21 protein-coding genes and 1 pseudogene are annotated in these 21,325 nt (G+C 69.6%); 19 read left to right on the top strand and 3 right to left on the bottom strand.

The window, feature by feature from the left end; genetic code table 11:
* Nucleotide 1: 1 nt before the first annotated feature.
* From fusA to LJ221_RS07195, 4 genes are all read left to right on the top strand, one after another.
* Entirely contained in the window at nucleotides 2-2,122 is a 2,121-nt protein-coding gene (gene fusA, locus LJ221_RS07210; protein ID WP_241714752.1) for an elongation factor G, read from the top strand.
* 227 nt (nucleotides 2,123-2,349) lie between these two features.
* A complete protein-coding gene (gene tuf, locus LJ221_RS07205) occupies nucleotides 2,350-3,543 on the top strand; it encodes an elongation factor Tu (protein ID WP_206348921.1) in 1,194 nt (397 codons plus the stop codon).
* A 237-nt stretch (nucleotides 3,544-3,780) separates the two neighbouring features.
* A complete protein-coding gene (locus tag LJ221_RS07200) occupies nucleotides 3,781-4,974 on the top strand; it encodes a hypothetical protein (RefSeq protein ID WP_241714751.1) in 1,194 nt (397 codons plus the stop codon).
* A gap of 176 nt (nucleotides 4,975-5,150) precedes the next feature.
* The gene (locus LJ221_RS07195) at nucleotides 5,151-5,603 is read left to right on the top strand and encodes a hypothetical protein (RefSeq protein WP_241714750.1); all 453 of its coding nucleotides are present in this window, start codon (nucleotides 5,151-5,153) and stop codon (nucleotides 5,601-5,603) included.
* Nucleotides 5,604-5,703: 100 nt separating this feature from the next.
* Here LJ221_RS07195 and LJ221_RS07190 read toward each other — a convergent pair whose 3' ends face one another.
* Together LJ221_RS07190 and LJ221_RS07185 are read right to left on the bottom strand one after the other, a co-directional pair.
* Nucleotides 5,704-6,258, bottom strand: a complete 555-nt coding sequence (locus LJ221_RS07190) for a PIN domain-containing protein (RefSeq protein WP_241714749.1) — start codon at nucleotides 6,256-6,258, stop codon at nucleotides 5,704-5,706.
* Between the two features lie 3 nt (nucleotides 6,259-6,261).
* Entirely contained in the window at nucleotides 6,262-6,720 is a 459-nt protein-coding gene (locus LJ221_RS07185) for a helix-turn-helix domain-containing protein (RefSeq protein ID WP_241714748.1), read from the bottom strand.
* 773 nt (nucleotides 6,721-7,493) lie between these two features.
* Here LJ221_RS07185 and LJ221_RS07180 point away from each other — a divergent pair.
* From LJ221_RS07180 to LJ221_RS07170, 3 genes are all read left to right on the top strand, one after another.
* Nucleotides 7,494-7,781 (top strand): lactococcin 972 family bacteriocin, encoded by a 288-nt coding sequence (locus LJ221_RS07180; RefSeq protein ID WP_241714747.1) that lies wholly within the window; start codon nucleotides 7,494-7,496, stop codon nucleotides 7,779-7,781.
* A gap of 116 nt (nucleotides 7,782-7,897) precedes the next feature.
* Nucleotides 7,898-9,988, top strand: coding sequence for a hypothetical protein (locus tag LJ221_RS07175; protein ID WP_241714746.1), 2,091 nt, complete (start codon nucleotides 7,898-7,900; stop codon nucleotides 9,986-9,988).
* Complete coding sequence (locus LJ221_RS07170) at nucleotides 9,985-10,656, top strand: ABC transporter ATP-binding protein (RefSeq protein ID WP_241714745.1); 672 nt, start codon at nucleotides 9,985-9,987, stop codon at nucleotides 10,654-10,656. The genes LJ221_RS07175 and LJ221_RS07170 overlap by 4 nt, the downstream gene beginning before the upstream one ends.
* Before the next feature lie 228 nt (nucleotides 10,657-10,884).
* Here LJ221_RS07170 and LJ221_RS07165 read toward each other — a convergent pair.
* Nucleotides 10,885-11,093 (bottom strand): annotated as a pseudogene (locus LJ221_RS07165) (ATP-binding protein); the annotation flags it as partial.
* A 277-nt stretch (nucleotides 11,094-11,370) separates the two neighbouring features.
* Between LJ221_RS07165 and LJ221_RS07160 the strand changes: the two are divergent.
* The 12 genes from LJ221_RS07160 to rpsC all read left to right on the top strand — a co-directional run.
* Entirely contained in the window at nucleotides 11,371-12,333 is a 963-nt protein-coding gene (locus LJ221_RS07160; protein WP_241714744.1) for a PASTA domain-containing protein, read from the top strand.
* Between the two features lie 296 nt (nucleotides 12,334-12,629).
* Complete coding sequence (locus LJ221_RS07155; protein ID WP_241714743.1) at nucleotides 12,630-12,812, top strand: hypothetical protein; 183 nt, start codon at nucleotides 12,630-12,632, stop codon at nucleotides 12,810-12,812.
* A gap of 613 nt (nucleotides 12,813-13,425) precedes the next feature.
* Nucleotides 13,426-13,629 carry a DUF6229 family protein gene (locus LJ221_RS07150; protein ID WP_241714742.1) on the top strand — a complete coding sequence of 68 codons (204 nt, stop codon included), beginning with the start codon at nucleotides 13,426-13,428 and terminating at the stop codon, nucleotides 13,627-13,629.
* Nucleotides 13,630-13,732: 103 nt separating this feature from the next.
* Nucleotides 13,733-16,642 (top strand): type 2 lanthipeptide synthetase LanM family protein, encoded by a 2,910-nt coding sequence (locus LJ221_RS07145; protein ID WP_241714741.1) that lies wholly within the window; start codon nucleotides 13,733-13,735, stop codon nucleotides 16,640-16,642.
* A 466-nt stretch (nucleotides 16,643-17,108) separates the two neighbouring features.
* Nucleotides 17,109-17,417 (top strand): 30S ribosomal protein S10, encoded by a 309-nt coding sequence (rpsJ, locus tag LJ221_RS07140; RefSeq protein WP_004571821.1) that lies wholly within the window; start codon nucleotides 17,109-17,111, stop codon nucleotides 17,415-17,417.
* 14 nt (nucleotides 17,418-17,431) lie between these two features.
* Nucleotides 17,432-18,079, top strand: coding sequence for a 50S ribosomal protein L3 (rplC, locus tag LJ221_RS07135; protein WP_093851460.1), 648 nt, complete (start codon nucleotides 17,432-17,434; stop codon nucleotides 18,077-18,079).
* A 9-nt stretch (nucleotides 18,080-18,088) separates the two neighbouring features.
* Nucleotides 18,089-18,748 (top strand): 50S ribosomal protein L4, encoded by a 660-nt coding sequence (rplD, locus tag LJ221_RS07130; protein WP_241714740.1) that lies wholly within the window; start codon nucleotides 18,089-18,091, stop codon nucleotides 18,746-18,748.
* The gene (gene rplW / locus LJ221_RS07125) at nucleotides 18,748-19,071 is read left to right on the top strand and encodes a 50S ribosomal protein L23 (protein ID WP_237876904.1); all 324 of its coding nucleotides are present in this window, start codon (nucleotides 18,748-18,750) and stop codon (nucleotides 19,069-19,071) included. Before rplD ends, rplW begins: the two co-directional genes overlap by 1 nt.
* A gap of 39 nt (nucleotides 19,072-19,110) precedes the next feature.
* Nucleotides 19,111-19,947 (top strand): 50S ribosomal protein L2, encoded by an 837-nt coding sequence (rplB, locus tag LJ221_RS07120; protein WP_093851457.1) that lies wholly within the window; start codon nucleotides 19,111-19,113, stop codon nucleotides 19,945-19,947.
* Nucleotides 19,948-19,961: 14 nt separating this feature from the next.
* Nucleotides 19,962-20,243 (top strand): 30S ribosomal protein S19, encoded by a 282-nt coding sequence (gene rpsS, locus LJ221_RS07115; protein ID WP_101255276.1) that lies wholly within the window; start codon nucleotides 19,962-19,964, stop codon nucleotides 20,241-20,243.
* Between the two features lie 46 nt (nucleotides 20,244-20,289).
* Nucleotides 20,290-20,637, top strand: coding sequence for a 50S ribosomal protein L22 (gene rplV, locus LJ221_RS07110; protein WP_006130776.1), 348 nt, complete (start codon nucleotides 20,290-20,292; stop codon nucleotides 20,635-20,637).
* Nucleotides 20,637-21,325, top strand: a 689-nt coding sequence (rpsC, locus tag LJ221_RS07105) for a 30S ribosomal protein S3 (RefSeq protein WP_241714739.1), incomplete at its 3' end; no start/stop codon positions are given. The genes rplV and rpsC, both read left to right, overlap by 1 nt.

The following is a 21,325-nucleotide window of genomic DNA, read 5'->3' as shown; positions in this document are numbered from 1 at the left end:
TATGGCTACCACTTCACTTGACCTGGCCAAGGTCCGCAACATCGGGATCATGGCCCACATCGACGCGGGCAAGACGACCACCACCGAGCGGATCCTGTTCTACACCGGTGTGAGCTACAAGATCGGTGAGGTCCACGACGGCGCTGCCACCATGGACTGGATGGAGCAGGAGCAGGAGCGCGGCATCACCATCACGTCGGCCGCGACGACCTGCCACTGGCCGCTCGAGAACGTCGACCACACCATCAACATCATCGACACCCCGGGCCACGTCGACTTCACCGTCGAGGTGGAGCGCTCGCTGCGCGTGCTCGACGGTGCGGTGACGGTGTTCGACGGGGTGGCCGGTGTCGAACCCCAGTCCGAGACGGTATGGCGCCAGGCCGACCGCTACGGCGTTCCGCGCATCTGCTTCGTCAACAAGCTCGACCGCACCGGCGCGGACTTCTTCCGCTGCGTCGACATGATCGTGAGCCGCCTGGGCGCGCAGCCGCTGGTCATGCAGATCCCGATCGGTGCCGAGTCCGGCTTCCAGGGCGTTGTGGACCTGGTCCGCATGAAGGCCCTGGTCTGGTCGGCCGAGGCCGCCAAGGGCGAGATGTACGACGTCGTCGACATCCCGGCCGAGCTGGCGGAGCAGGCCCAGGAGTGGCGGGGCAAGCTGCTCGAGGCCGTCGCCGAGAACGACGAGGAGCTGATGGAGCTGTACCTGGAGGGCGAGGAGCCCTCCGAGGAGCAGCTGTACTCGGCGATCCGCCGTATCACCATCGAGTCCGGCAAGGGTGAGGGCACCACCGTCACCCCGGTGTTCACCGGCACCGCCTTCAAGAACAAGGGCGTTCAGCCCCTGCTCGACGCGGTCGTGCGCTACCTGCCGTCGCCGCTGGACATCGAGGCGATCGAGGGGCAGTCCCCGTCCGACGCCGACGAGATCATCCGGCGCAAGCCGTCCGAGGAAGAGCCGCTGTCCGCGCTCGCCTTCAAGATCGCGAGCGACCCGCACCTCGGCAAGCTCACCTTCATCCGGGTCTACTCGGGCCGCCTGGAGTCCGGCACTCAGGTGCTGAACTCCGTGAAGGGCAAGAAGGAGCGCATCGGCAAGATCTACCGGATGCACGCGAACAAGCGTGAGGAGATCCAGAGCGTGGGTGCTGGCGACATCGTCGCCGTCATGGGTCTGAAGCAGACCACCACCGGTGAGACCCTCTGCGACGCGTCGACTCCGGTGATCCTGGAGTCCATGGACTTCCCGGCCCCGGTGATCGAGGTCGCCATCGAGCCGAAGTCCAAGGGCGACCAGGAGAAGCTGGGTGTCGCCATCCAGCGTCTGGCCGAGGAGGACCCGTCCTTCCAGGTCAAGACGAACGAGGAGACCGGGCAGACCATCATCGCGGGCATGGGCGAGCTGCACCTTGAGGTGCTGGTCGACCGGATGAAGCGCGAGTTCAAGGTCGAGGCCAACGTCGGTAAGCCGCAGGTGGCCTACCGCGAGACCCTCCGCAAGGCCGTCCAGAAGGTCGACTACACGCACAAGAAGCAGACTGGTGGTTCCGGCCAGTTCGCGAAGGTGCAGATCGCGGTCGAGCCCCTCGAGGGCGACGGCTACGAGTTCGTCAACAAGGTCACCGGTGGCCGCATCCCCAAGGAGTACATCCCCTCGGTGGACGCCGGCTGTCAGGAGGCCATGGAGTTCGGCGTGCTGGCGGGCTACCCGCTCACCGGTGTGCGGGTGACGCTGCTGGACGGCGCCTACCACGACGTCGACTCCTCCGAGATGGCGTTCAAGATCGCCGGTTCCATGGTCTTCAAGGAGGCCGCCCGCAAGGCCAGCCCGGCCCTGCTGGAGCCGATGATGGCCGTCGAGGTCACCACGCCCGAGGACTACATGGGCGATGTGATCGGTGACATCAACTCCCGCCGCGGCCAGATCCAGGCCATGGAGGACCGGGCCGGCGCCAAGGTCGTCAAGGGCCTGGTTCCGCTGTCGGAGATGTTCGGTTACGTCGGTGACCTGCGCAGCAAGACCTCCGGTCGCGCGAGCTACTCGATGCAGTTCGACTCCTACGCCGAGGTTCCCCGGAACGTCGCCGAGGAGATCATCGCGAAGGCCAAGGGCGAATAGCGCACGTTTCGTGGCGCTATCCACCCATTAGGCTGGAGCACAACAAGGCCTTCGGGGTCTCCCCTCACCGGGCGCACATCACCTGGTGAGGGGGCCCCGGCAGCCCGCCCACCCAGATTCGAAACGGTCAAGGTCGTCCCTCAGGGGTCCTGACCGGTTCGGCACGACCACCTGAACCTCTCCGCAGAGCGCGGGGGAGTACAGCACCAGTCCACAGGAGGACCCCAGTGGCGAAGGCGAAGTTCGAGCGGACTAAGCCGCACGTCAACATCGGCACCATCGGTCACATCGACCACGGTAAGACCACTCTTACCGCGGCGATCACCAAGGTGCTGCACGACGCCTACCCGGACGTGAACGAGGCCTCGGCGTTCGAGAACATCGACAAGGCTCCCGAGGAGCGCCAGCGCGGTATCACCATCTCCATCGCGCACGTCGAGTACCAGACGGAGTCCCGTCACTACGCCCACGTCGACTGCCCGGGTCACGCGGACTACATCAAGAACATGATCACCGGTGCCGCCCAGATGGACGGCGCCATCCTCGTGGTCGCCGCCACCGACGGCCCGATGCCGCAGACCAAGGAGCACGTGCTCCTGGCCCGCCAGGTCGGCGTCCCGTACATCGTCGTCGCCCTGAACAAGGCCGACATGGTGGACGACGAGGAGATCATGGAGCTCGTCGAGCTCGAGGTCCGCGAGCTGCTCTCGGAGTACGAGTTCCCGGGTGACGAGGTTCCGGTCGTCCGCGTCTCGGCGCTGAAGGCGCTCGAGGGCGACCAGAAGTGGGCCGACTCCGTCCTCGAGCTGATGAAGGCTGTGGACGAGTCCATCCCCGAGCCCGAGCGTGACGTCGAGAAGCCGTTCCTGATGCCGATCGAGGATGTCTTCACGATCACCGGTCGCGGTACGGTCGTCACCGGCCGTATCGAGCGCGGTGTTCTGAAGGTCAACGAGAACGTCGACATCATCGGCATCAAGACCGAGAAGACCTCGACCACCGTCACCGGTATCGAGATGTTCCGCAAGCTGCTCGACGAGGGCCAGGCCGGTGAGAACGTCGGTCTGCTCCTCCGCGGCATCAAGCGCGAGGACGTCGAGCGCGGCCAGGTCATCATCAAGCCGGGTTCGGTCACCCCGCACACCGAGTTCGAGGCCCAGGCCTACATCCTGTCGAAGGACGAGGGTGGCCGCCACACCCCGTTCTTCAACAACTACCGCCCGCAGTTCTACTTCCGTACCACGGACGTGACCGGCGTGGTGACCCTCCCCGAGGGCACCGAGATGGTCATGCCGGGCGACAACACCGAGATGAAGGTCGAGCTCATCCAGCCGGTCGCCATGGAGGAGGGCCTGAAGTTCGCCATCCGTGAGGGTGGCCGGACCGTGGGCGCCGGCCAGGTCACCAAGATCGTCAAGTGACCCGGTCCGCCTCTTGAGGCAGAACCGGCCTACCGGCCGGTGGGAGGGCCCGTACGACTCGCCGTCGTACGGCCCCTTCCGGCGTTCAGGACCCCCCGCGCCCCCGGTCGCCCGTTCCGCACACTCCCGTAACCCACGCGTCACCTGGTGCTAACCGGCCGCTCCTAGCGTCCCGGTCCAGGAGGTCGGCCGACAGGGCGGTCGGCGGGCATGACAGCCGGGAGCGGAGGATTCCTCGTGCACGGGGAGCGGTTCACCGTCCAGCCGGGTACCCGGCTGCTGCACATCGGGCCCTACAAGACGGGCACGACCGCGCTCCAGGGGGCCTTCCACCGGGCACGGCGGGAGCTGACCGACCACGGCGTGCTGTACGCGGGCCGGGAACGCCAGGCCAAGAGGCCGGCCGTCGCGATCACGAGGAACGCCGCCCGGTCCGCTCCCGGCAGCCCGGCCATGGCGCCCTGGGAGGCGCTGTGCGCGGAGGCCGCCGCGATGAGCGACGACCTCAGGATGGTGGTCAGCAGCGAGTTCTTCTCCGACTCCGACGACACCGCGGCCCGGGAGGCGGTGCGAGGGCTGCGGGGGGCCGACGGCGAGGGCGTGCACGTCGTGGTGACCCTGCGCCCGCTGCTGCGGATCCTCCCCTCACACTGGCAGCAGTACGTCAAGCACGGGCTGTGCGACTCCTACGAGGAGTGGCTCGACGGCCTGCTGCGCCGACCCTCTCGTTGCTCCACGCCCGAGTTCTGGCACCGGCACCGGCACGATGCCCTGCTGGAGCGCTGGGCCCGCGCGGCGGGGGCGGACAACATCACCGTGGTGGTCGTGGACGACGCCGAGCCGCAGTGGCAGTTCCGGGTCTTCGAGGAGCTGCTGGGCCTGCCTGAGGGCCTGCTGGAGCCCGAGGAGGGCGGTGTCAACCGCTCGCTGACACAGTCCCAGGCCGAGCTGCTGCTCAGGCTCAACCGCAGGCTCGCCGAGCGGCCCCTGACCGACCACCCGCGCGAGAAGGTGGTGCGAGAGGGCGTCGTCCCCCTCATGCAGGACTACCGGCCCTCGCCCGGTGAGCCGAGGATCATCACCCCCGGCTGGGCACAGCGGGAGGCGGCCGAGGTGGCCGAGGAGATGGTCGCGGACATCCGGAAGTCCGGCGTGCGGGTGATCGGCGACCTCGCGACGCTCACCCCGGAGCCGGACACCGGCGCCGAGTCCGCCGTACCGGAGACGGTCCCCCTCGACGCGGCCGTGGCGGCCGTCCTGGGCGGGATCGCCGCGGGGCCGGCCCTGGCCCGCCGCCGGAAGCCGCTTCCGGTCGAGGAGCGTCCGGTGGGCAGGGTGCCGGCCGGGGAGCTGCTGCGTGTCGTGCGGCGGCGCGGCCTGCGGCGCCTGCGCCGCCGCCTCGTCCCGGGCGGTGGTGGAGCCGGCCGGTAGGGCCGACCGCCCGGGACGAGGCGGTGTGGGCGAGTGCGGTTGCCCGTCGGCTCCACGGCTGCCCGGGCTGGTGGACAGGACTGCTCCGAGGGCCGTGGGCCGGTCCGGCTGGCTAGGATCGTCGGCGCGGTTCGGGAGACGTCCCGGGCGGCTTCGATCCGCGAGGGGGAGTGGGCATGCGCGGGGTGACCCGTAGGACGACCGCAGGACTGGCACTGATCGTCTCCGGTGTGCTGCTGACGGGATGCGGCGGCGGGGACGACGGTGAAGCCGGGGGGAAGCCCGCCCCGTCCGCCTCCGGGGGCGAGGAGCGGAGCGGTGGCGCGGGCGGCGAGGTGGTGCGCGAGGTGACCCTTGAGGTCCGGGGCACCGGGAAGACGCAGATCGCCTATGCCGCGGACGGGAACAGGACCGAGCAGGTCACGCTTCCGTGGAAGAAGACGGTCGAGCTCTCCCTGACGAAGGCCGAGCAGCAGGTCGGCGTCCTGGTATCGGTCGTGCCCGGCCCGGTCCCGGGCGACGACGGCATGCTCAAGCCCGCGCCCTGCGTCATCACCGTCGACGGCGAGAAGGTCGCCGACAACCAGGACGGTAAGGACATCCTGGGCTGCGAGCACACGGTGAAGTGAGGACCCTGCCGGGGACGGTCCGGTAGGCCGCGGTCGTCAGGCGCCGTCGGTGCGGGCGGGGGCGGAGGGGACCCGGCCGAGCAGGGGTTTTCCGGCCCGGTCAGAGCGCCCGCAGAGCCGCCGCGGCGGCGACCATGCCGTCTCGCTCCAGCGACCCGAGCACGTCCTCCACGGTCCCCGGCGGATTCCTCCACCTGTCCGCGATCCGGCGCACCGCCGCGTACACGGCGGCAGGGTCCAGGTTGATCTGGTCCTCGATGAAAGCGTCGGGGTGCTTGGCTTCCACGTCCCATGCCGACAAGGCGTCGCGGGGGAAGTCCTTGAGGTTGAACGTGACGATGAGCTGGGCTTTCGCCCGGATGGCCGCCGCGAGGACGTGGCGGTCATCCGGGTCGGGAAGCTCGAGGGCCTCGATGAGGGGCTCGTAGCCCTTGATCATGCAGTCACGCACGGCCCTCATCATGACCTCCCTGGTCCGGTCGAGCCGGTCGGGATCGAGGTCGGGCCGCTTGGCCTTCAGGTTGCGGAACGTCTCATCGAGGATGTGATCGGTCCACTTGGCCTGCGCGAGGCCGTCCTGTGCTATGGAGACGAGCAGATCACGCAGGGTGCTCGGGTACAGCACGTTGGCGTCGTACAGGACAACGAAGGCCATGCTTCAGATCAGTCCCATCTCTTGGCCCAGTTGGGTGAGTTCATCGGCGGCTTGGCGGCGGCGTTCGTCGTCCTGCCGCTTGTAGTCCATCAGGGAGGAGGCCGGAATCCTCCGGTGTTTGCCGACCTTGCGGTATTCGATCTCTCCGGCCTGTAGGAGCCCGATGAGGAAGGGGCGTGAGACGTTGAGCAGGTCGGCTGCCTGCTGGGTGGTGAGTTCCGCGTTCTGCGGAACGATGGAAACGCTGCGGCCGGCTGCCAGGTGGGCGAGTGTGGTGGCCAGTAGCTCGACCGCTTCTCGCGGCAGTGTGAGTGGCTCGGCTCCTTCCCCCTCGACCGTGATGCCGATCCTCGGAACGTCACGGTGCCTCTCCAGGTAGCTGCGTACCCGGGACAGGGCTCGGTTGGCTGTTTCCGTCTCCTCCGGGGGGAGGCGGACGGGGTGGATGTCCGTCTTGCTCATGTGGGGCTCCCTCGGGTGCGGGTGTATGCCGGCAGGGGCCTTCTTTAACATCTTTCCATTATTCGCAGCATCCGAAACAAGCGCAACAAACGAATAGCCTGATCGTGTCCTGGGCACCCGTGGCTGCCAGCGAGGACGAGCCGGGAATCGCTTCTTCGTACGGGCCTTGATCCCATGGGCCTCCTCTAGTGCAGGTGCGGCGTCCGTGACCCGCGCTTCGGGCCGGTCACGCGGCCAGGGGTGGTGGGGTGGCGGCCCGCGCCTCGCGGCAGTCGCGGCACAGGCCGGGGCCGGCCGTGGCTCCGGCAGGCGTACGGGCGGTCGCGGCGGCTGGAACCGTGGCCGGGAGGGCCGCACTTGCTCCGCCTGCCCCGCCGGGTCTCCACCCACCGGAGCGTGCTTTCCCGCGAGCCGGTGGACGGGCCCCGCCGGGCACACCCGTGACCGGACCGAGGAGGACGGACTGTGAACCACGCGCGGTGGAGGACCCGCCGGACCAGGAGGCTCCTGGGTGAACTTTCCGGCTCATCGACGCACTCCCGGGGAGGCCGGAGACACGCCTGGCCGGCCTTCGCCGAGTGGTGCGGCCAACGCGTCGCCGAGAAGACTTCATCTGGCGCCGGGGCTCACGCGTCGTGAACTGAATCAAGATCGATTTCCGGCATTCTCTGTCTCGGTCTTCACTTATCCCCCCTCGCTGTCCGCTGTGATCATTCTGTGCGTTCGAGACCGTTCGATGTACGTCGCGTACCCCAGTCGAAGGTGAGTTGATGATGAGACTCAAGCGCGCGCTCAAGATCGCGACCGTGTCCGGAGTGCTGGTCGTAGCCGGCGCCGCTCCCGCGATGGCGACCATCTCGTACGTCGGCGGCGGCATCTGGGACTACGGGGCCGGTACCGCCAACGTATGGTCGGACTACTACCACGAGGACAAGTGCCACGGCTCGACCTCGGTCGGCGAGTACATCGACAGTGACGAGGCGGCCGCCGGCAGTTGGTCCGTCACGCAGGCGCCCGCCGCCCTCTGGGGCAACGAGACCTACTACAGAACCACCTGCTGACCAACCGGCAGCACGCGTAACATGCCCCCGAAGAGGCCCGCGCGACGCGGCTCTTCGGGGGCATGCGTACTTTCCTTCGCCCGGCCGGCCGACCCCCACAGTTTCGTAGGACACGCATGCTGCATCGTGGCGTCAAGTTCGCCCACGCCGTCACCCTGGCGTTCTCCGCCCTGTTCTCCTTCCTGTTTCTCAGGAGCTTCGAAGACCAGTGGACTCTGGGCTATGACGCGGTCGTCCAGATCACACAGTCGCGGGACACCAGTACCGGCCGCGCCGTCGGACAAGCGGTCGAAGCGTTCGCCCGCGACCACGGTGTCACCGTGGGCCGCCAGCAACTCGACCTGGAACACCCCGATCGCAGCCGCGATCTCTATCTGACTCCGACCGGTCCCCGCGCCGAGTGGATCGACAGCGGTTACCCCGCCTTCAGCCCCGGCCAGGCCACCACGACCCGGCCGTTCTCCGAGGTCTCCGACCGCGACCCGCGTGGCCTGTACTACCTCTTCGGCGATCCCGACGCCGTTCGGCCCTTCCTCGGTCTGCTGGAGCAGCACGGTCTCACCGCATGGCACCCCCGTCCGGCCTCCCCCGAGCAGCTCTCCTACGCTTACGGCGGCAGCGCCCTGGCCGGTTCCCTCGTCGTCGTCGCCCTTGTCTGCGTCACCATGACCGGTGCCGGCGTCCTGCTCAACGCCAAAGCCTACGGAGTGCTGCGTCTGCAGGGCATGTCCCTGCCCGCGATCCTCGCCCGCGACCTGCGCCGACTCGCCCGCTTCTGGGTGGTCGCCCTCGGGGCCGTGACGGCCGCGGCGACAGCCCTGCTGGCCTGGTACAACCACCTCGCGTGGTTCGGGCTGTTCGCCCTTCTCACGGCCGTGACGGCGGCCGTTCTCACGGCACTCGTCCTTGCCGTCCACGCCGCGACGCTGGCCCTGACCGCCCGTACCGGAATCCTGTCCGCCCTCAAGGGCGAGATACCCACCCGGTCCACCGCGGTCGCTGCCTACCTCGTGCGTGTGCCGGCTCTTCTGCTCGCTCTCGGTATCGCCGCATCGGTCCTGCAGGCCGGGCAGGACCTCGCCCGGCGTGAGGACAACCTCGACGTGTACGCGCAGGCGGGCGATGCCTCCACCATCCGCCTCAACGGCTACCTCGGCGCCCCCGATGCGCTGAAGAGGCTGGAGGCGAAGGTCGGTCCCTGGCTGCGTCGGGCCGACGCCGACGGCCAGGTCGTTCTCGCCGGTCACAAAGACCTCGCGCGCTTCCGCGACGCCCAGGACCTCCCGGCCGACGGCCTGATGGTGGCCAACGAGACGTTCCTCGACCAGCAGGAGGTCCGCGCTCCGAACGGCCGCCGCTACCCGGCCACAACCGGCGGTGGCGACCGCATCCTGCTCCTGGTTCCACAACACCTCGCTGCTTATGCCGACAAACTGACAAGTCTGGTGCCCGACCTGGTCAGTCCTTCGAACCCGGACCAGATCTCATCCGAGCAGATCGATGTAAGGACCACCGCAGACAGTCAGGAGATCTTCACCTACAACGCCCGCGGTACTCGCGAGGCCGGACAGAACCGGTTCTCGGACGATTCCTTCCTCACCGATCCCGTCATCGTCGTCGTCCCCAACGGCACCGGTCACATCAGCGACAAGGGCTACACCGCCTACGCTTCCAAGCGCAGCATCGTCTTTCCCGATCCGGCCGACATCACCGCCGGCATCGACACCCAAGAGCTGCGCGACGAGATCGTCGGTATCAGCCCCATCGCGGCCGACGCCGCCCAGGCCATCCGTGACATCACCGCGGACTTCCGGCTGCGACTGTTCAACCTGGCCGTGGCTCTCCTGGTCCTGCTCGTCACCGGCGTCGGTGTGGTCATCGTCCACACCCGTAGGAACGCCCAGCGCATCTTCGCCCGGCACATCCACGGCTGGACATTCGCCACCACCCATCGCACCCTCCTGACCGCCGAAGCCGCGATCCTCGCCCTGCTCGTCTCCTGGCTCCCCTATCAGGTTCATCAGTGGAACCAAGGCCTTGAGAGGTACAAGGCCCTCGGTATCCCCGCCCCCCGTGATCCGGTGACGATCACCGGCCAGGACCTGACCGTCATCACCGGCCTCGTCCTGGTCGAGGCCGCCACCGCCCTCGCCGTCCTGGCCCTCTTCCACCGCCGCATCGTCAAGGAAGGATCGACCGAAGCGTGATCGACATCGTCGGGCTGTCCAAGTCCTTCGGCCCTCGTGTCCTCTGGCAGGACCTCGCCTTCACCGTCGAAGCCGGGCGGATGCTTGCCCTGACCGGCCCCAGCGGGTCCGGAAAATCCACCCTTCTCAACTGTCTCGGTCTGCTCGACACGCCCACCACCGGCACCGTGCGCCACCGCGACCAGGACATCACCAGGCTCAGCCCACGCAAGGCTCGCGCCTACCGCCGGGACATACTCGGCTACCTGTTCCAGAACTACGCCCTGATCGACAACGCCACCGTCGCGGACAATCTCAGCGTCGTCCTCAAGGTCGCCCGCAATCGGGCCAAGGGCCACCCCACGCCTGCCTGTGCGCTGCGACAGGTAGGTCTCGCCGGCCGTGAGAAGGAGGTCGTACACCGTCTCTCCGGCGGCGAACAACAACGCGTCGCCCTCGCTCGCCTCATCGTCAAACAACCCGCCCTCGTCCTGGCCGACGAGCCCACCGGGGCCCTTGACCTCGACAACACCCATATGGTCATCGCCACCCTCCGTGCCCTGGCCGACGCCGGCTGCGCCGTAGTGATCGCCACCCACGACCCCACGGTCAGGGACCTGTGCGACAACGTCCTTCAAGTGGGAACATCGGCCCACCCCGCCCCCGTCAAGGAGATCAGCGCCGCATGAACTCGCGCCTCATCTGGTCCGTCGCTGCCATCGCCGTCGTGGCCGCCGCCGTTCTCCTCGTCTACGGCACCCACGCGCTGACGATCGTCCAACGGGTCGCCCTCAAGGTGTTCTGACCGGTCTCGGGAACTTCGGGCAGGAGAGGTTGTGAGCCACACGCGGTGGAAGACCCGCCGGACCAGGAGACTCCTGGGCGAGGCGGTCGAGGAGTCCTCGGCCTACACCGAGGCCGGGCACGCGCCCGTGCAGTACGGCGTTGCCCGCCAGCTCGGCGGTGATCTGCGCGGCCGCCTCGGTGGGCAACCCCTGGTCGGCCAGGTGCGCGACGGTCAGGAGCCGCGCCAGTCGGGCTCCCCGGCGGGTGGGGACAGGAGTACGGCGAGCTCCCGGGCAGGGGTGGTGACGGGGCTCTCGGTTCGGGTGGTCTCTGGAGTCACGTCACCCAGCGTGTCCGCCCGCATCCGCCCAGGCCAGGGGTGGCGCCTGCTCAGGGAAACCCTGTTCGGCCCGTGTGCCGCTCTGTGCGGCCGGTGCGTGAGCGGCATTCGACCCAGGCGCCCGTCACGGGCGGAGAACCGGTTTTGCGTATCACCCGCCCCGGCGGCCCCGCGCGGCTAGCATTCGCGGCACGAACGGCACTGCCAGGGGGGCGGGATGACGTTGTCTCACGCTGCGCGGAACATATCGCGCGGACAGCAAGCACTCGGTCGGCGGATGATCCGGAGTCTTCCGGGACGGGAAAAGCGGACGGGGGGCCGTGCCGCGATCCGCGGGAGGTTCATCGCCTTCGGAGTCTTCGGAGCCTTCCTGCTCGGGGCCTGCTCGGACGGCGGTGCAGGGGCGGAGCCGAAGGAGACCGTCACCGTCACGGCGACGGCGATCGCCACCGTGACGGCGGAACCGGAGAGGATCTCCTCCCAGAAGGGCGAGGCCCTCGAAGCGGCCAGGGAGGCCGCCGAGGACGCCGGTTACAAGGTCACCGCCCACAACGCCAACAAGGGCGACGCCGAGCCTTCCGGGAAATGGAAGGTGTGTTTCGAGGAAGTCGGCTACAGCACCGTCGATTACGGAGCCGTCCAAGAGGGCGCCCTCTGTCCGGAGAAGGACGGCGACCCGCTCGCCTGGCCCCGGATCCCCGACGTCACCGGCAAGGTCTACGCCGAGGCCGTCAAGGCGCTGGCCAAGGTGGGTCTGGACGAGGACGACATCGCCGTCGAGTCGGCCTACAAGGACGTGTCCGTCTCCGCCGCCGGTGCGGAGGAGGACACGGAAGGCTACAAGGTCTGCTTCCAGTCGCCCTCGGCGGGCAGGGACGCCAAGCCGGACACCGAGGCGAAGCTGACCCTGGTCGAGGGCGGCTCCTGCCCGTCGGGCAAGGGCACCTACAAGGACCGGAAGAACGACCCTGACTACATCCCGCCGCCGCCTCCGGCCGCCAGTGGCTCCACCGGCGGTTCCGGCTCCTCGGGCGGCTCGGGCGGCTCGGGTGGCTCGGGTGGTTCCGGCGGTGCCGCCCAGTGGAACGGCCAGTGCGAACTGACCTCCCCGGCGGGCAACTGCTACCAGGCAGGCCAGTTCTGCGCCAACAAGCACCTCGGTATGCGGACGCACAACTCCGCCGGCCGGATCATCTACTGCAAGCAGCGCGCCGACGGGCAGCGCTGGAACTACTCGTAAGGGCGTGCCCCGGCAGGGGACGGGGACGCCGACCGACGGGGCCCCTGTCCGAAGCACTGGTGGACGCGACCACCGGCGCGACGGGCAGGGGTCTCGTCGAAGCGGATGCGCCGTATCGCCGACCGAGAACTCGACGTCTCACCGCCTACCGTGCACGAGCCCGTTTGGCGGACAGTGTGCGGTACGGTCACGCGAAGGTCTCCAGCCGGAGGATGTCGAAAGTGGCAGGCGTGGGAGAACGTCGGAACGGCAGGCATGGAAGCCTGCGGAAGGCTTGCGCCGCGATTCTGCTGACGGTGGGCATCGGGGCAGCCGTCGCGGGCGCCGCGACGGCCTGCACCGCGCACCGTGATCCCAGCGACCGCATCCTCGAGCACCGGGTGCCCGAGGGGGAGAGAGAGCGGGCCCGGGAGTACTGGACCGAGGAACGCATCCGGAACGCCGATCCCGCTGGACCACTCGGTATCGAGCCCGACTGACAGGACCGAGCGAAGACGCCCGGCGTACCGGTCCGGATCACCGGGGAGGTCCACCATGAACTCGGAGAGGACGGGGGGGGGGGCCGACTCGGCGGCAGGGCGGCGTCGAAGACGCTCCGCCTCCGCCTCCAGACTTTCCCTGCTGTGCATCATCGGGTGAGAATCATTCTTCGTCAGCCGATGAGTCCGCATGATGGTCGTGCGGTCATCATGCCGCGGAGGGATGACACGGAGCCTCCGGGAAACGTCTGGGAGACTCCTGGGCGGAACGTTCCGGCCGCACATGACGGCCGGGGCGACCGGCGGCGGTACGGCCGGGGCCCATGTGGCCAACGGGACGAGCCCGGAGAGGGCCGGGGCGCGAGATCGGGTCCTGTCGGCCGGCGGATCATGGCCGGTTCCCGCGTGCGCCGGGGCGCGCAACGTCTCACGTCACCGCGCCGCCGGTCCGTCCGGCCGTCCTGCCGGGAGGCCGCCGGGGGCCGGTGCCTTCCCGGCGCAAGCTCCTGTTGTCGCCAGTGGGAGGAGTCCGGATTCCGTCCGGTGTCCTTGTGGCCGGAGTATGAATATCTGAGCCTTGGCCTCCACACTTCCCATCACTCTGGAGGTTGTCATGTCACAGGCAACGCTGACCCGGGCCGACGAGATCGTCGCCGCCTGGCTCGACGGCGCGGAGAACTCCCACGGCGAACCCAACCCGGCCGGCCCGCTGTACGTGGGCGGCAGCGCCACCGAGGCCGCGCTGGTGGACGCCACCGACGCCCTGTTCACCGCGTGCAGCAGCTGTAGCGGCTCGATGAACAGCTACTGCTGCTGACCGGCGCCACCACAGCCCCGGACGGTGCCGTGCCGCCGTCCGGGGCACCACCGGAGGACCCCGTCGCGGCACGGTCGCGGACACCGACAGGAGCGAGCAGGCCATGACAGACGTCACCGGCAGGCAGGACACCCCGGCCGAGACCGGCCACTTCGAGGCGCCGGTGGCCGCCTGGACCGCCGGTTTCCCCGCCGAGCTGCGCCGCCGCCTGGCGGCCGTACCCGGCCTGAGCGACGCGGAGCGGACCCTGATCGCGGCCACCGCGCGCACCGCCCAGCTCGCCTCCCTGCAACGCAAACTCAACCGGCTCCTGCTCCTGGAACTGCGGGCCCGGAGTCTCGCGGGCGACCTTCCCGGCGCGGACGGCCGCGAACGCTGGGCGGCCTTCCAGGACCGGGCCCGGACCCCGGAGTTCCGCGAGCGCCTGGAGAGGCGGTATCCCGGACTCGGCGAGCGCGTGGCACGCGCCACCGCCCCTCTGGCCGACGCGACCGCCGAACTCGCCCGGCGCCTGGCCGACGACCGCGACCGCCTCTCCGCACTCCTGGGCCGCCCCGCCGGGCGGCTGACGGCCCTCCGCCTCGGGGCGGGCGACCCTCACCGGGGCGGGCGTGCCGTCGCCCAGCTCACCTTCGAGGGCGGCAGCGTGATGTACAAGCCGCGCCCCCTGGACACCGACACCGCGCTGGAGCACCTGCTCGTCCGCCTCTGGTCGCACCCCGGCGCGCCCTCCGGCCCCCGCCCGCGCACCCCGCGTGCGCTTCCGCGCGACGGCTACGGCTGGACCGCACACATTCCGCACCGCTACTGCGTCGACGAGGCCGGACTCGCCCAGTACTACCGCACCCTGGGCCACTGGCTGGCCCTGATGCGCCTGACCGGCGGCACCGACCTGCACGCCGAGAACCTCATCGCCCACGGCCCCGAACCCGTCGTGGTGGACGCCGAATGCCTGTTCACCCGGGACGTGCCGCCCGCCGAGGACAGCGGGCGCGGGGCCGCCGTGGACGACGCCGCCGCCGTCATCCGGCGCACCGTGCTGCGCACCGGCATCCTGCCGACCCGGATGGGCGGTTACGCCATGGGCGGCACCGACATCTCGGCGGCCGGGGCGATCCCCGGACAGCAGCCCCTGATACCGGCGCCCGTCATCGCCGGCGGCGGCACCGACGGCGCCAGGATGGACACCGAACTCATCGCACCGCCGCCCTCGGCCAACCTGCCCGCCGCCGAACCGGCCCTGTTCCGGCACTGGGACCGGGTGCTCGACGGATTCCGCGAACTGACCGCCCATCTGCACCGGATGGACTCCGAGGGCGGCGGATTGCCCCAGCTGCTGCGGCCGTTCACCGGCTGCCGGGTCCGGAACCTGCGCCGCGGCACCCAGGCGTACGTCGACATCGGCCGGATGCTGTGGCACCCGGTCTCCCTGCACCGGCCACAGGAGGCCCGGCAGCGGGCCCGTGAGGTACTGCTCGGCAACGCCCGGGCGCTGCCCGGCGCGCCGGACTCCCCCGAGAGCATCGAATCGGAGATCGAGGACCTGCTCGCCGGCGACATCCCGGTGTTCACCGCCGTGGTGGACGAGGCGACGATCCGGCACGCGGTGGCGGACTGGCGCGGCGCGGACTTCCGGATGGAGGAGTCCGTCATCCAGGGGGCCCTGGTGGGCGCCTACCTCAACGAGCGCACCCTGCCGCCCCGTGTGCGGGCGGACCCGCCCGCCCCCCGGCACGACGCGCTGGAGTCGAGGCGGCGCGCCATGGCGGCGGGGCTCGTGCGGACCCTGTGCGAGGAGGCCGTCCGCGGCGAGGACTCCACCGTCACCTGGGTGAGTCCGGTGCTCACCGGCGTCGGCTGGGCCATCCGCCCGCTGGCGGCCGAGCTGTACACCGGACAGGGGGGTGTCGCGGTCGCCCTGGCCGGATATCTGCGGGAGGTGCGGCGCGGCCGGGCCGACCCCGTCCCCGGGCTCGAAGACTTCCTGGAGGGCGCGCTGCGCGTGCTGGCCGCCACCGAGGACACCACGGCCACCGCCTTCATCGGCGGCTACACCGGCATCGCCTCCCAGGTGTGGACGTGGACCGAGCTGTACGGGCTGCTCGGCGACGATGCCCACCTGGCCCGCGCCCGGCTCCGCGCCGCCGAGCTCACCCCCGGGCTGCTCGACGAGGACACCGACCTCGACATCCTCGGCGGCGCCGCCGGGGTGATCGTCCCGCTGCTGAACCTCGCGCACCTCACCGGCGAGGAGCGGTGGCTGGCCACCGCCGCCCGCGCGGCCCGCCGTCTGGAGCGCACCGCCGTCCGCGACGACCGCGGGGCCCGCTGGTCCACCGTGCTCTTCGCCGAGGGCATCGGCGGTTTCGCCCACGGCGCCACCGGCATGGGCTGGGCGCTGCACCGGCTGGCCCTCTGCGAGGCCGGCACCGACGCCGACCGCCGCCGCTGGCGCGAGCTGGCCGGGGCCGCCCTGTCCTACGAGGAGTCGCTGTGGGACCCGGTGGCCGGCAACTGGCACGACGCCCGCATAGGCGGCCAGCAGGAACACGCCACCGCCTGGTGCCACGGCAGTACCGGCATCGGCCTGGCCGCCGTGGACCTCCACCACCGCACCGGGGACCGCGCCCACCTGGTCAACGCATACCGCGCGGCGGCGGCCGGCCTGGCCGACGGCTTCGGCTGGAGCCACACTCTGTGCCACGGCGACCTGGGGCTCGTCGAACTGCTCACCCACCTGCGAGCCCTGCCCGCGCCCGACGCCGGTCCCGCGCCCGCCCCGCCCCCGGTCCACGTCCCCGGTGTCCGGGACCTGCTGGCCGGGCTGCTCACCGACCTCGAACACCGCGGCCCGGTCGGCGGACTGGCCCGGGAGACCTTCTCCCCGGGCCTGATGCCCGGTCTCAGCGGCATTCTGCACCTGCTGCTCCGCCTCGCCCCGGAGGCCACCGGCCCCGGGCGTCCCCGCACCCCGCTGCTCCTCACCGCTCCCGAGGGCCGGGAGCCGCGCTAGCGGGCGGCGCCGGGGGCGGCGGGACGGGGAGCGGAGACCGGAGGACCCGGGGGCGGTTCCCCGCGGGCGGGCGGGCAGGATTCGGCGGTGTCCCGCCGGGGTAACGTGATGGGTCCGATTGGCATCGGCGATGCCCCGTGTGGCAGACTGTCCGGGTTGCTCGGTTGAGTGCCGATGCTGCGCGCCTCCCGCCGGGAGGACCGGAAGCGAGTCCCAATGTATTCGTCGCCCCTCGTCAGGGGTGGAAGTACGGGAATCTTCCGGGAAGCGTGGGCGGGGTACCGACCAGGCGCCCGGTGGGTTTCCTCCCCCGGTTCCGCGGTCTCGCGCACCGCGTCCCCAAGCAGGGAAATTCTAAGGATTTCCATGGTGGCGGGGATGCGACACGCCCGACCGCGTGGGTCGGAGGAGAGCGTGGTCCCGCCGGGTCCCGGAGCGTGACGAGAGACAGGACTACGAAGTAGCCATGGCGGGACAGAAGATCCGCATCCGGCTCAAGGCCTACGACCACGAGGTCATCGACACCTCGGCGAAGAAGATCGTCGAGACGGTGACCCGTACTGGTGCGTCGGTCGCGGGCCCGGTGCCGCTGCCCACAGAGAAGAACGTGTACTGCGTCATCAAGTCGCCACACAAGTACAAGGACTCGCGCGAGCACTTCGAGATGCGCACCCACAAGCGCCTGATCGACATCCTCGACCCGACGCCCAAGACCGTTGACTCGCTGATGCGCCTGGACCTGCCGGCCGGCGTCGACATCGAGATCAAGCTCTGAGAGGCGCGGTAGAGATGACCACCAAGCAGATCAAGGGTGTCCTGGGCGAGAAGCTCGGCATGACCCAGGTCTGGGACGAGAACAACCGTGTCGTCCCGGTCACCGTTGTCAAGGCCGGCCCCTGCATCGTCACCCAGGTGCGCACCGCGGACAAGGACGGCTACGAGGCCGTCCAGATCGCCTTCGGCGAGATCGACCCGCGCAAGGTGAACAAGCCCCTCAAGGGCCACTTCGCCAAGGCCGACGTCACCCCGCGCCGCCACCTCGTGGAGCTGCGTACCGCCGACGCCGGCGAGTACACGCTCGGCCAGGAGGTCACCGCCGAGGTGTTCGAGTCCGGTGTGAAGGTCGACGTCACCGGCAAGAGCAAGGGCAAGGGCACCGCCGGTGTCATGAAGCGCCACGGCTTCGCCGGTCTCGGCGCCGGCCACGGCACGCAGCGTAAGCACCGCTCCCCCGGCTCCATCGGTGGCTGCGCCACCCCGGGCCGCGTGTTCAAGGGCCTGCGCATGGCTGGCCGCATGGGCAACGAGCGGGTCACCACCCAGAACCTGACCGTCCACGCCGTTGACGCGGAGAAGGGCCTGCTGCTCATCAAGGGCGCGGTTCCTGGTCCGAACGGCGGCCTCGTCCTGGTCCGTACCGCGGCCAAGGGGGCCTGAGGTTAAACCATGAGCACTCCCAGTACCGTTGACATCCTTTCGCCGGCGGGCGACAAGGCCGGGACCGTCGAGCTCCCCGCGGAGATCTTCGACGCGCAGGTCAGCGTTCCGCTGATCCACCAGGTCGTCGTCGCACAGCTGGCCGCTGCCCGCCAGGGCACGCACAAGACCAAGACCCGCGGCGAGGTCCGGGGCGGTGGCAAGAAGCCGTACCGCCAGAAGGGCACCGGCCGCGCCCGCCAGGGTTCGACCCGCGCCCCGCAGTTCGCCGGTGGTGGCGTCGTGCACGGCCCCGTGCCGCGCGACTACTCGCAGCGGACCCCGAAGAAGATGAAGGCCGCCGCCCTGCGCGGTGCCCTCTCCGACCGGGCGCGCCACGGCCGCGTCCACGTCGTGAGCGGCGTGGTCGAGAGCGAGATCTCCACCAAGGCCGCCAAGACCCTGTTCGGGAGGATCAGCGAGCGCAAGAACGTGCTCCTGGTCGCCGAGCGGAGCGACGAGGCCGCGTGGCTGTCCGCCCGTAACCTGCCCCGGGTCCACATCCTGGAGCCGGGCCAGCTGAACACCTACGACGTGCTCGTCTCCGACGACGTGGTCTTCACCAAGGCCGCCCTCGACAGCTTCGTGGCCGGCCGCAAGGCCGCCCAGCACGAAGGGAGCGAGGCCTGATGGCCGAGACCACCGTCACCAGCAAGACCTTCTCCGACCCCCGCGACATCCTCGTGAAGCCGGTGGTCTCCGAGAAGAGCTACGCGCTGCTGGACGAGAACAAGTACACGTTCGTCGTCGACCCGCGTGCCAACAAGACCCAGATCAAGCAGGCCGTCGAGGCGGTCTTCTCGGTCAAGGTCACCGGGGTCAACACGATCAACCGCCAGGGCAAGCGCAAGCGCACCCGCACCGGTTACGGCAAGCGCGCCGACACCAAGCGCGCCATCGTGACCCTCGCCGAGGGCGACCGTATCGACATCTTCGGCGGTCCGGTCTCCTAACGGAGGTCGTACCGTCCGATATCGGACGAGGACTGAGAAATGGGTATCCGCAAGTACAAGCCGACGACCCCGGGCCGTCGTGGCTCCAGCGTCGCCGACTTCGTCGAGATCACGCGGTCCACGCCGGAGAAGTCGCTGGTCCGCCCCCTGCACAGCAAGGGCGGCCGTAACAACACCGGTCGTGTGACCGTCCGCCACCAGGGTGGTGGCCACAAGCGCGCCTACCGCGTGATCGACTTCCGTCGTCACGACAAGGACGGCGTGCCGGCCAAGGTCGCGCACATCGAGTACGACCCCAACCGCACCGCGCGCATCGCGCTGCTGCACTACGTCGACGGCGAGAAGCGCTACATCCTCGCGCCGGCCGGCATGAAGCAGGGCGACCGCGTCGAGAACGGCCCCGGCGCCGACATCAAGCCGGGCAACAACCTCGCGCTGCGTAACATCCCGGTCGGTACGACCATCCACGCCATCGAGCTGCGGCCCGGCGGCGGCGCGAAGTTCGCCCGTTCCGCGGGCGCCTCCGTGCAGCTGCTGGCGAAGGAGGGCCGCATGGCCCACCTGCGCATGCCGTCCGGTGAGATCCGCCTGGTCGACGTCCGCTGCCGCGCCACCGTCGGCGAGGTCGGCAACGCCGAGCAGTCGAACATCAACTGGGGCAAGGCCGGCCGTATGCGCTGGAAGGGCGTCCGCCCGACCGTCCGCGGTGTGGTCATGAACCCGGTCGACCACCCGCACGGTGGTGGTGAGGGCAAGACCTCCGGTGGTCGTCACCCGGTCTCCCCGTGGGGCAAGAAGGAAGGACGTACTCGCTCGCCGAAGAAGGCCAGCAACAAGTACATCGTCCGCCGCCGCAAGACGAACAAGAAGCGCTAGGAGGCGGGTTTTCGATGCCGCGCAGTCTCAAGAAGGGGCCTTTCGTCGACGACCACCTGATGAAGAAGGTGGACGTACAGAACGACGCAGGCACCAAGAACGTCATCAAGACCTGGTCCCGCCGCTCGATGATCGTCCCGGCCATGCTGGGCCACACGATCGCGGTGCACGACGGCCGCAAGCACGTCCCGGTGTTCGTCACCGAGTCGATGGTCGGCCACAAGCTCGGCGAGTTCGCGCCGACCCGCACCTTCCGCGGCCACGAGAAGGACGACCGCAAGTCGCGTCGTCGCTGATGTGCGGAAGTAGCGAAGACCTATGACTGACACCGAAGGGACAACCATGGAAGCCAGGGCCCAGGCGCGGTACATCCGCGTCACGCCCATGAAGGCCCGCCGCGTGGTGGACCTCATCCGTGGCATGGACGCCACGGAGGCTCAGGCGGTCCTGCGTTTCGCCCCGCAGGCCGCGAGCGTGCCCGTCGGCAAGGTGCTCGACAGCGCCATCGCCAACGCCGCGCACAACTACGACCACACGGACGTCGACAGCCTCTTCATCTCCGAGGCATACGTCGACGAGGGCCCGACCCTGAAGCGGTTCCGGCCGCGCGCCCAGGGCCGCGCCTACCGGATCCGTAAGCGGACCAGCCACATCACGGTGGTCGTCAGCAGCAAGGAAGGAACCCGGTAATGGGGCAGAAGGTCAACCCGCACGGGTTCCGGCTCGGCATCACCACGGACTTCAAGTCCCGCTGGTACGCCGACAAGCTGTACAAGGACTACATCAAGGAAGACGTCGAGATCCGCCGCCTGCTCACGCAGGGCATGGAGCGGGCTGGCATCTCCAAGGTGGAGATCGAGCGCACCCGTGACCGTGTCCGCGTCGACGTTCACACCGCCCGTCCGGGCATCGTGATCGGCCGCCGCGGCGCCGAGGCGGAGCGCATCCGCGGCCGGCTGGAGAAGCTGACCGGCAAGCAGATCCAGTTCAACATCCTCGAGGTGAAGAACCCGGAGACGGACGCTCAGCTGGTGGCCCAGGCCGTCGCCGAGCAGCTGTCCTCCCGCGTCTCCTTCCGCCGTGCGATGCGCAAGTCGATGCAGAGCACGATGAAGGCCGGTGCCAAGGGCATCAAGATCCAGTGCGGTGGTCGCCTCGGCGGCGCCGAGATGTCCCGCTCCGAGTTCTACCGCGAGGGCCGGGTCCCCCTGCACACCCTGCGCGCCAACGTCGACTACGGCTTCTTCGAGGCCAAGACGACCTTCGGCCGGATCGGTGTGAAGGTCTGGATCTACAAGGGCGACGTCAAGAACATCGCCGAGGTCCGCGCCGAGAACGCCGCCGCCCGCGCCGGCAACCGCCCGTCGCGTGGCGGCAG

The organism is Streptomyces sp. CNQ085 (assembly GCF_022614595.1).
Classification (GTDB): domain Bacteria; phylum Actinomycetota; class Actinomycetes; order Streptomycetales; family Streptomycetaceae; genus Streptomyces.
The sequence above is the reverse complement of the archived record's forward strand: the minus strand, read 5'-3'. Positions and strand labels throughout refer to the sequence as shown.

What these genes read in the sequence shown, in the direction of transcription:
- LJ221_RS07180 (WP_241714747.1), top strand. Translation starts at nt 7,494, where the DNA reads ATGAGACTCAAGCGCGCGCTCAAGATCGCGACCGTGTCCGGAGTGCTG.
- LJ221_RS07190 (WP_241714749.1), bottom strand. Translation starts at nt 6,258, where the DNA reads ATGGCCTTCGTTGTCCTGTACGACGCCAACGTGCTGTACCCGAGCACC.
- LJ221_RS07150 (WP_241714742.1), top strand. Translation starts at nt 13,426, where the DNA reads ATGTCACAGGCAACGCTGACCCGGGCCGACGAGATCGTCGCCGCCTGG.
- rplV (WP_006130776.1), top strand. Translation starts at nt 20,290, where the DNA reads ATGGAAGCCAGGGCCCAGGCGCGGTACATCCGCGTCACGCCCATGAAG.
- LJ221_RS07195 (WP_241714750.1), top strand. Translation starts at nt 5,151, where the DNA reads ATGCGCGGGGTGACCCGTAGGACGACCGCAGGACTGGCACTGATCGTC.
- rplB (WP_093851457.1), top strand. Translation starts at nt 19,111, where the DNA reads ATGGGTATCCGCAAGTACAAGCCGACGACCCCGGGCCGTCGTGGCTCC.
- fusA (WP_241714752.1), top strand. Translation starts at nt 2, where the DNA reads ATGGCTACCACTTCACTTGACCTGGCCAAGGTCCGCAACATCGGGATC.
- rplD (WP_241714740.1), top strand. Translation starts at nt 18,089, where the DNA reads ATGAGCACTCCCAGTACCGTTGACATCCTTTCGCCGGCGGGCGACAAG.
- rpsS (WP_101255276.1), top strand. Translation starts at nt 19,962, where the DNA reads ATGCCGCGCAGTCTCAAGAAGGGGCCTTTCGTCGACGACCACCTGATG.
- rpsJ (WP_004571821.1), top strand. Translation starts at nt 17,109, where the DNA reads ATGGCGGGACAGAAGATCCGCATCCGGCTCAAGGCCTACGACCACGAG.
- LJ221_RS07175 (WP_241714746.1), top strand. Translation starts at nt 7,898, where the DNA reads ATGCTGCATCGTGGCGTCAAGTTCGCCCACGCCGTCACCCTGGCGTTC.
- rplW (WP_237876904.1), top strand. Translation starts at nt 18,748, where the DNA reads ATGGCCGAGACCACCGTCACCAGCAAGACCTTCTCCGACCCCCGCGAC.
- LJ221_RS07160 (WP_241714744.1), top strand. Translation starts at nt 11,371, where the DNA reads ATGATCCGGAGTCTTCCGGGACGGGAAAAGCGGACGGGGGGCCGTGCC.
- LJ221_RS07145 (WP_241714741.1), top strand. Translation starts at nt 13,733, where the DNA reads ATGACAGACGTCACCGGCAGGCAGGACACCCCGGCCGAGACCGGCCAC.
- rplC (WP_093851460.1), top strand. Translation starts at nt 17,432, where the DNA reads ATGACCACCAAGCAGATCAAGGGTGTCCTGGGCGAGAAGCTCGGCATG.
- LJ221_RS07185 (WP_241714748.1), bottom strand. Translation starts at nt 6,720, where the DNA reads ATGAGCAAGACGGACATCCACCCCGTCCGCCTCCCCCCGGAGGAGACG.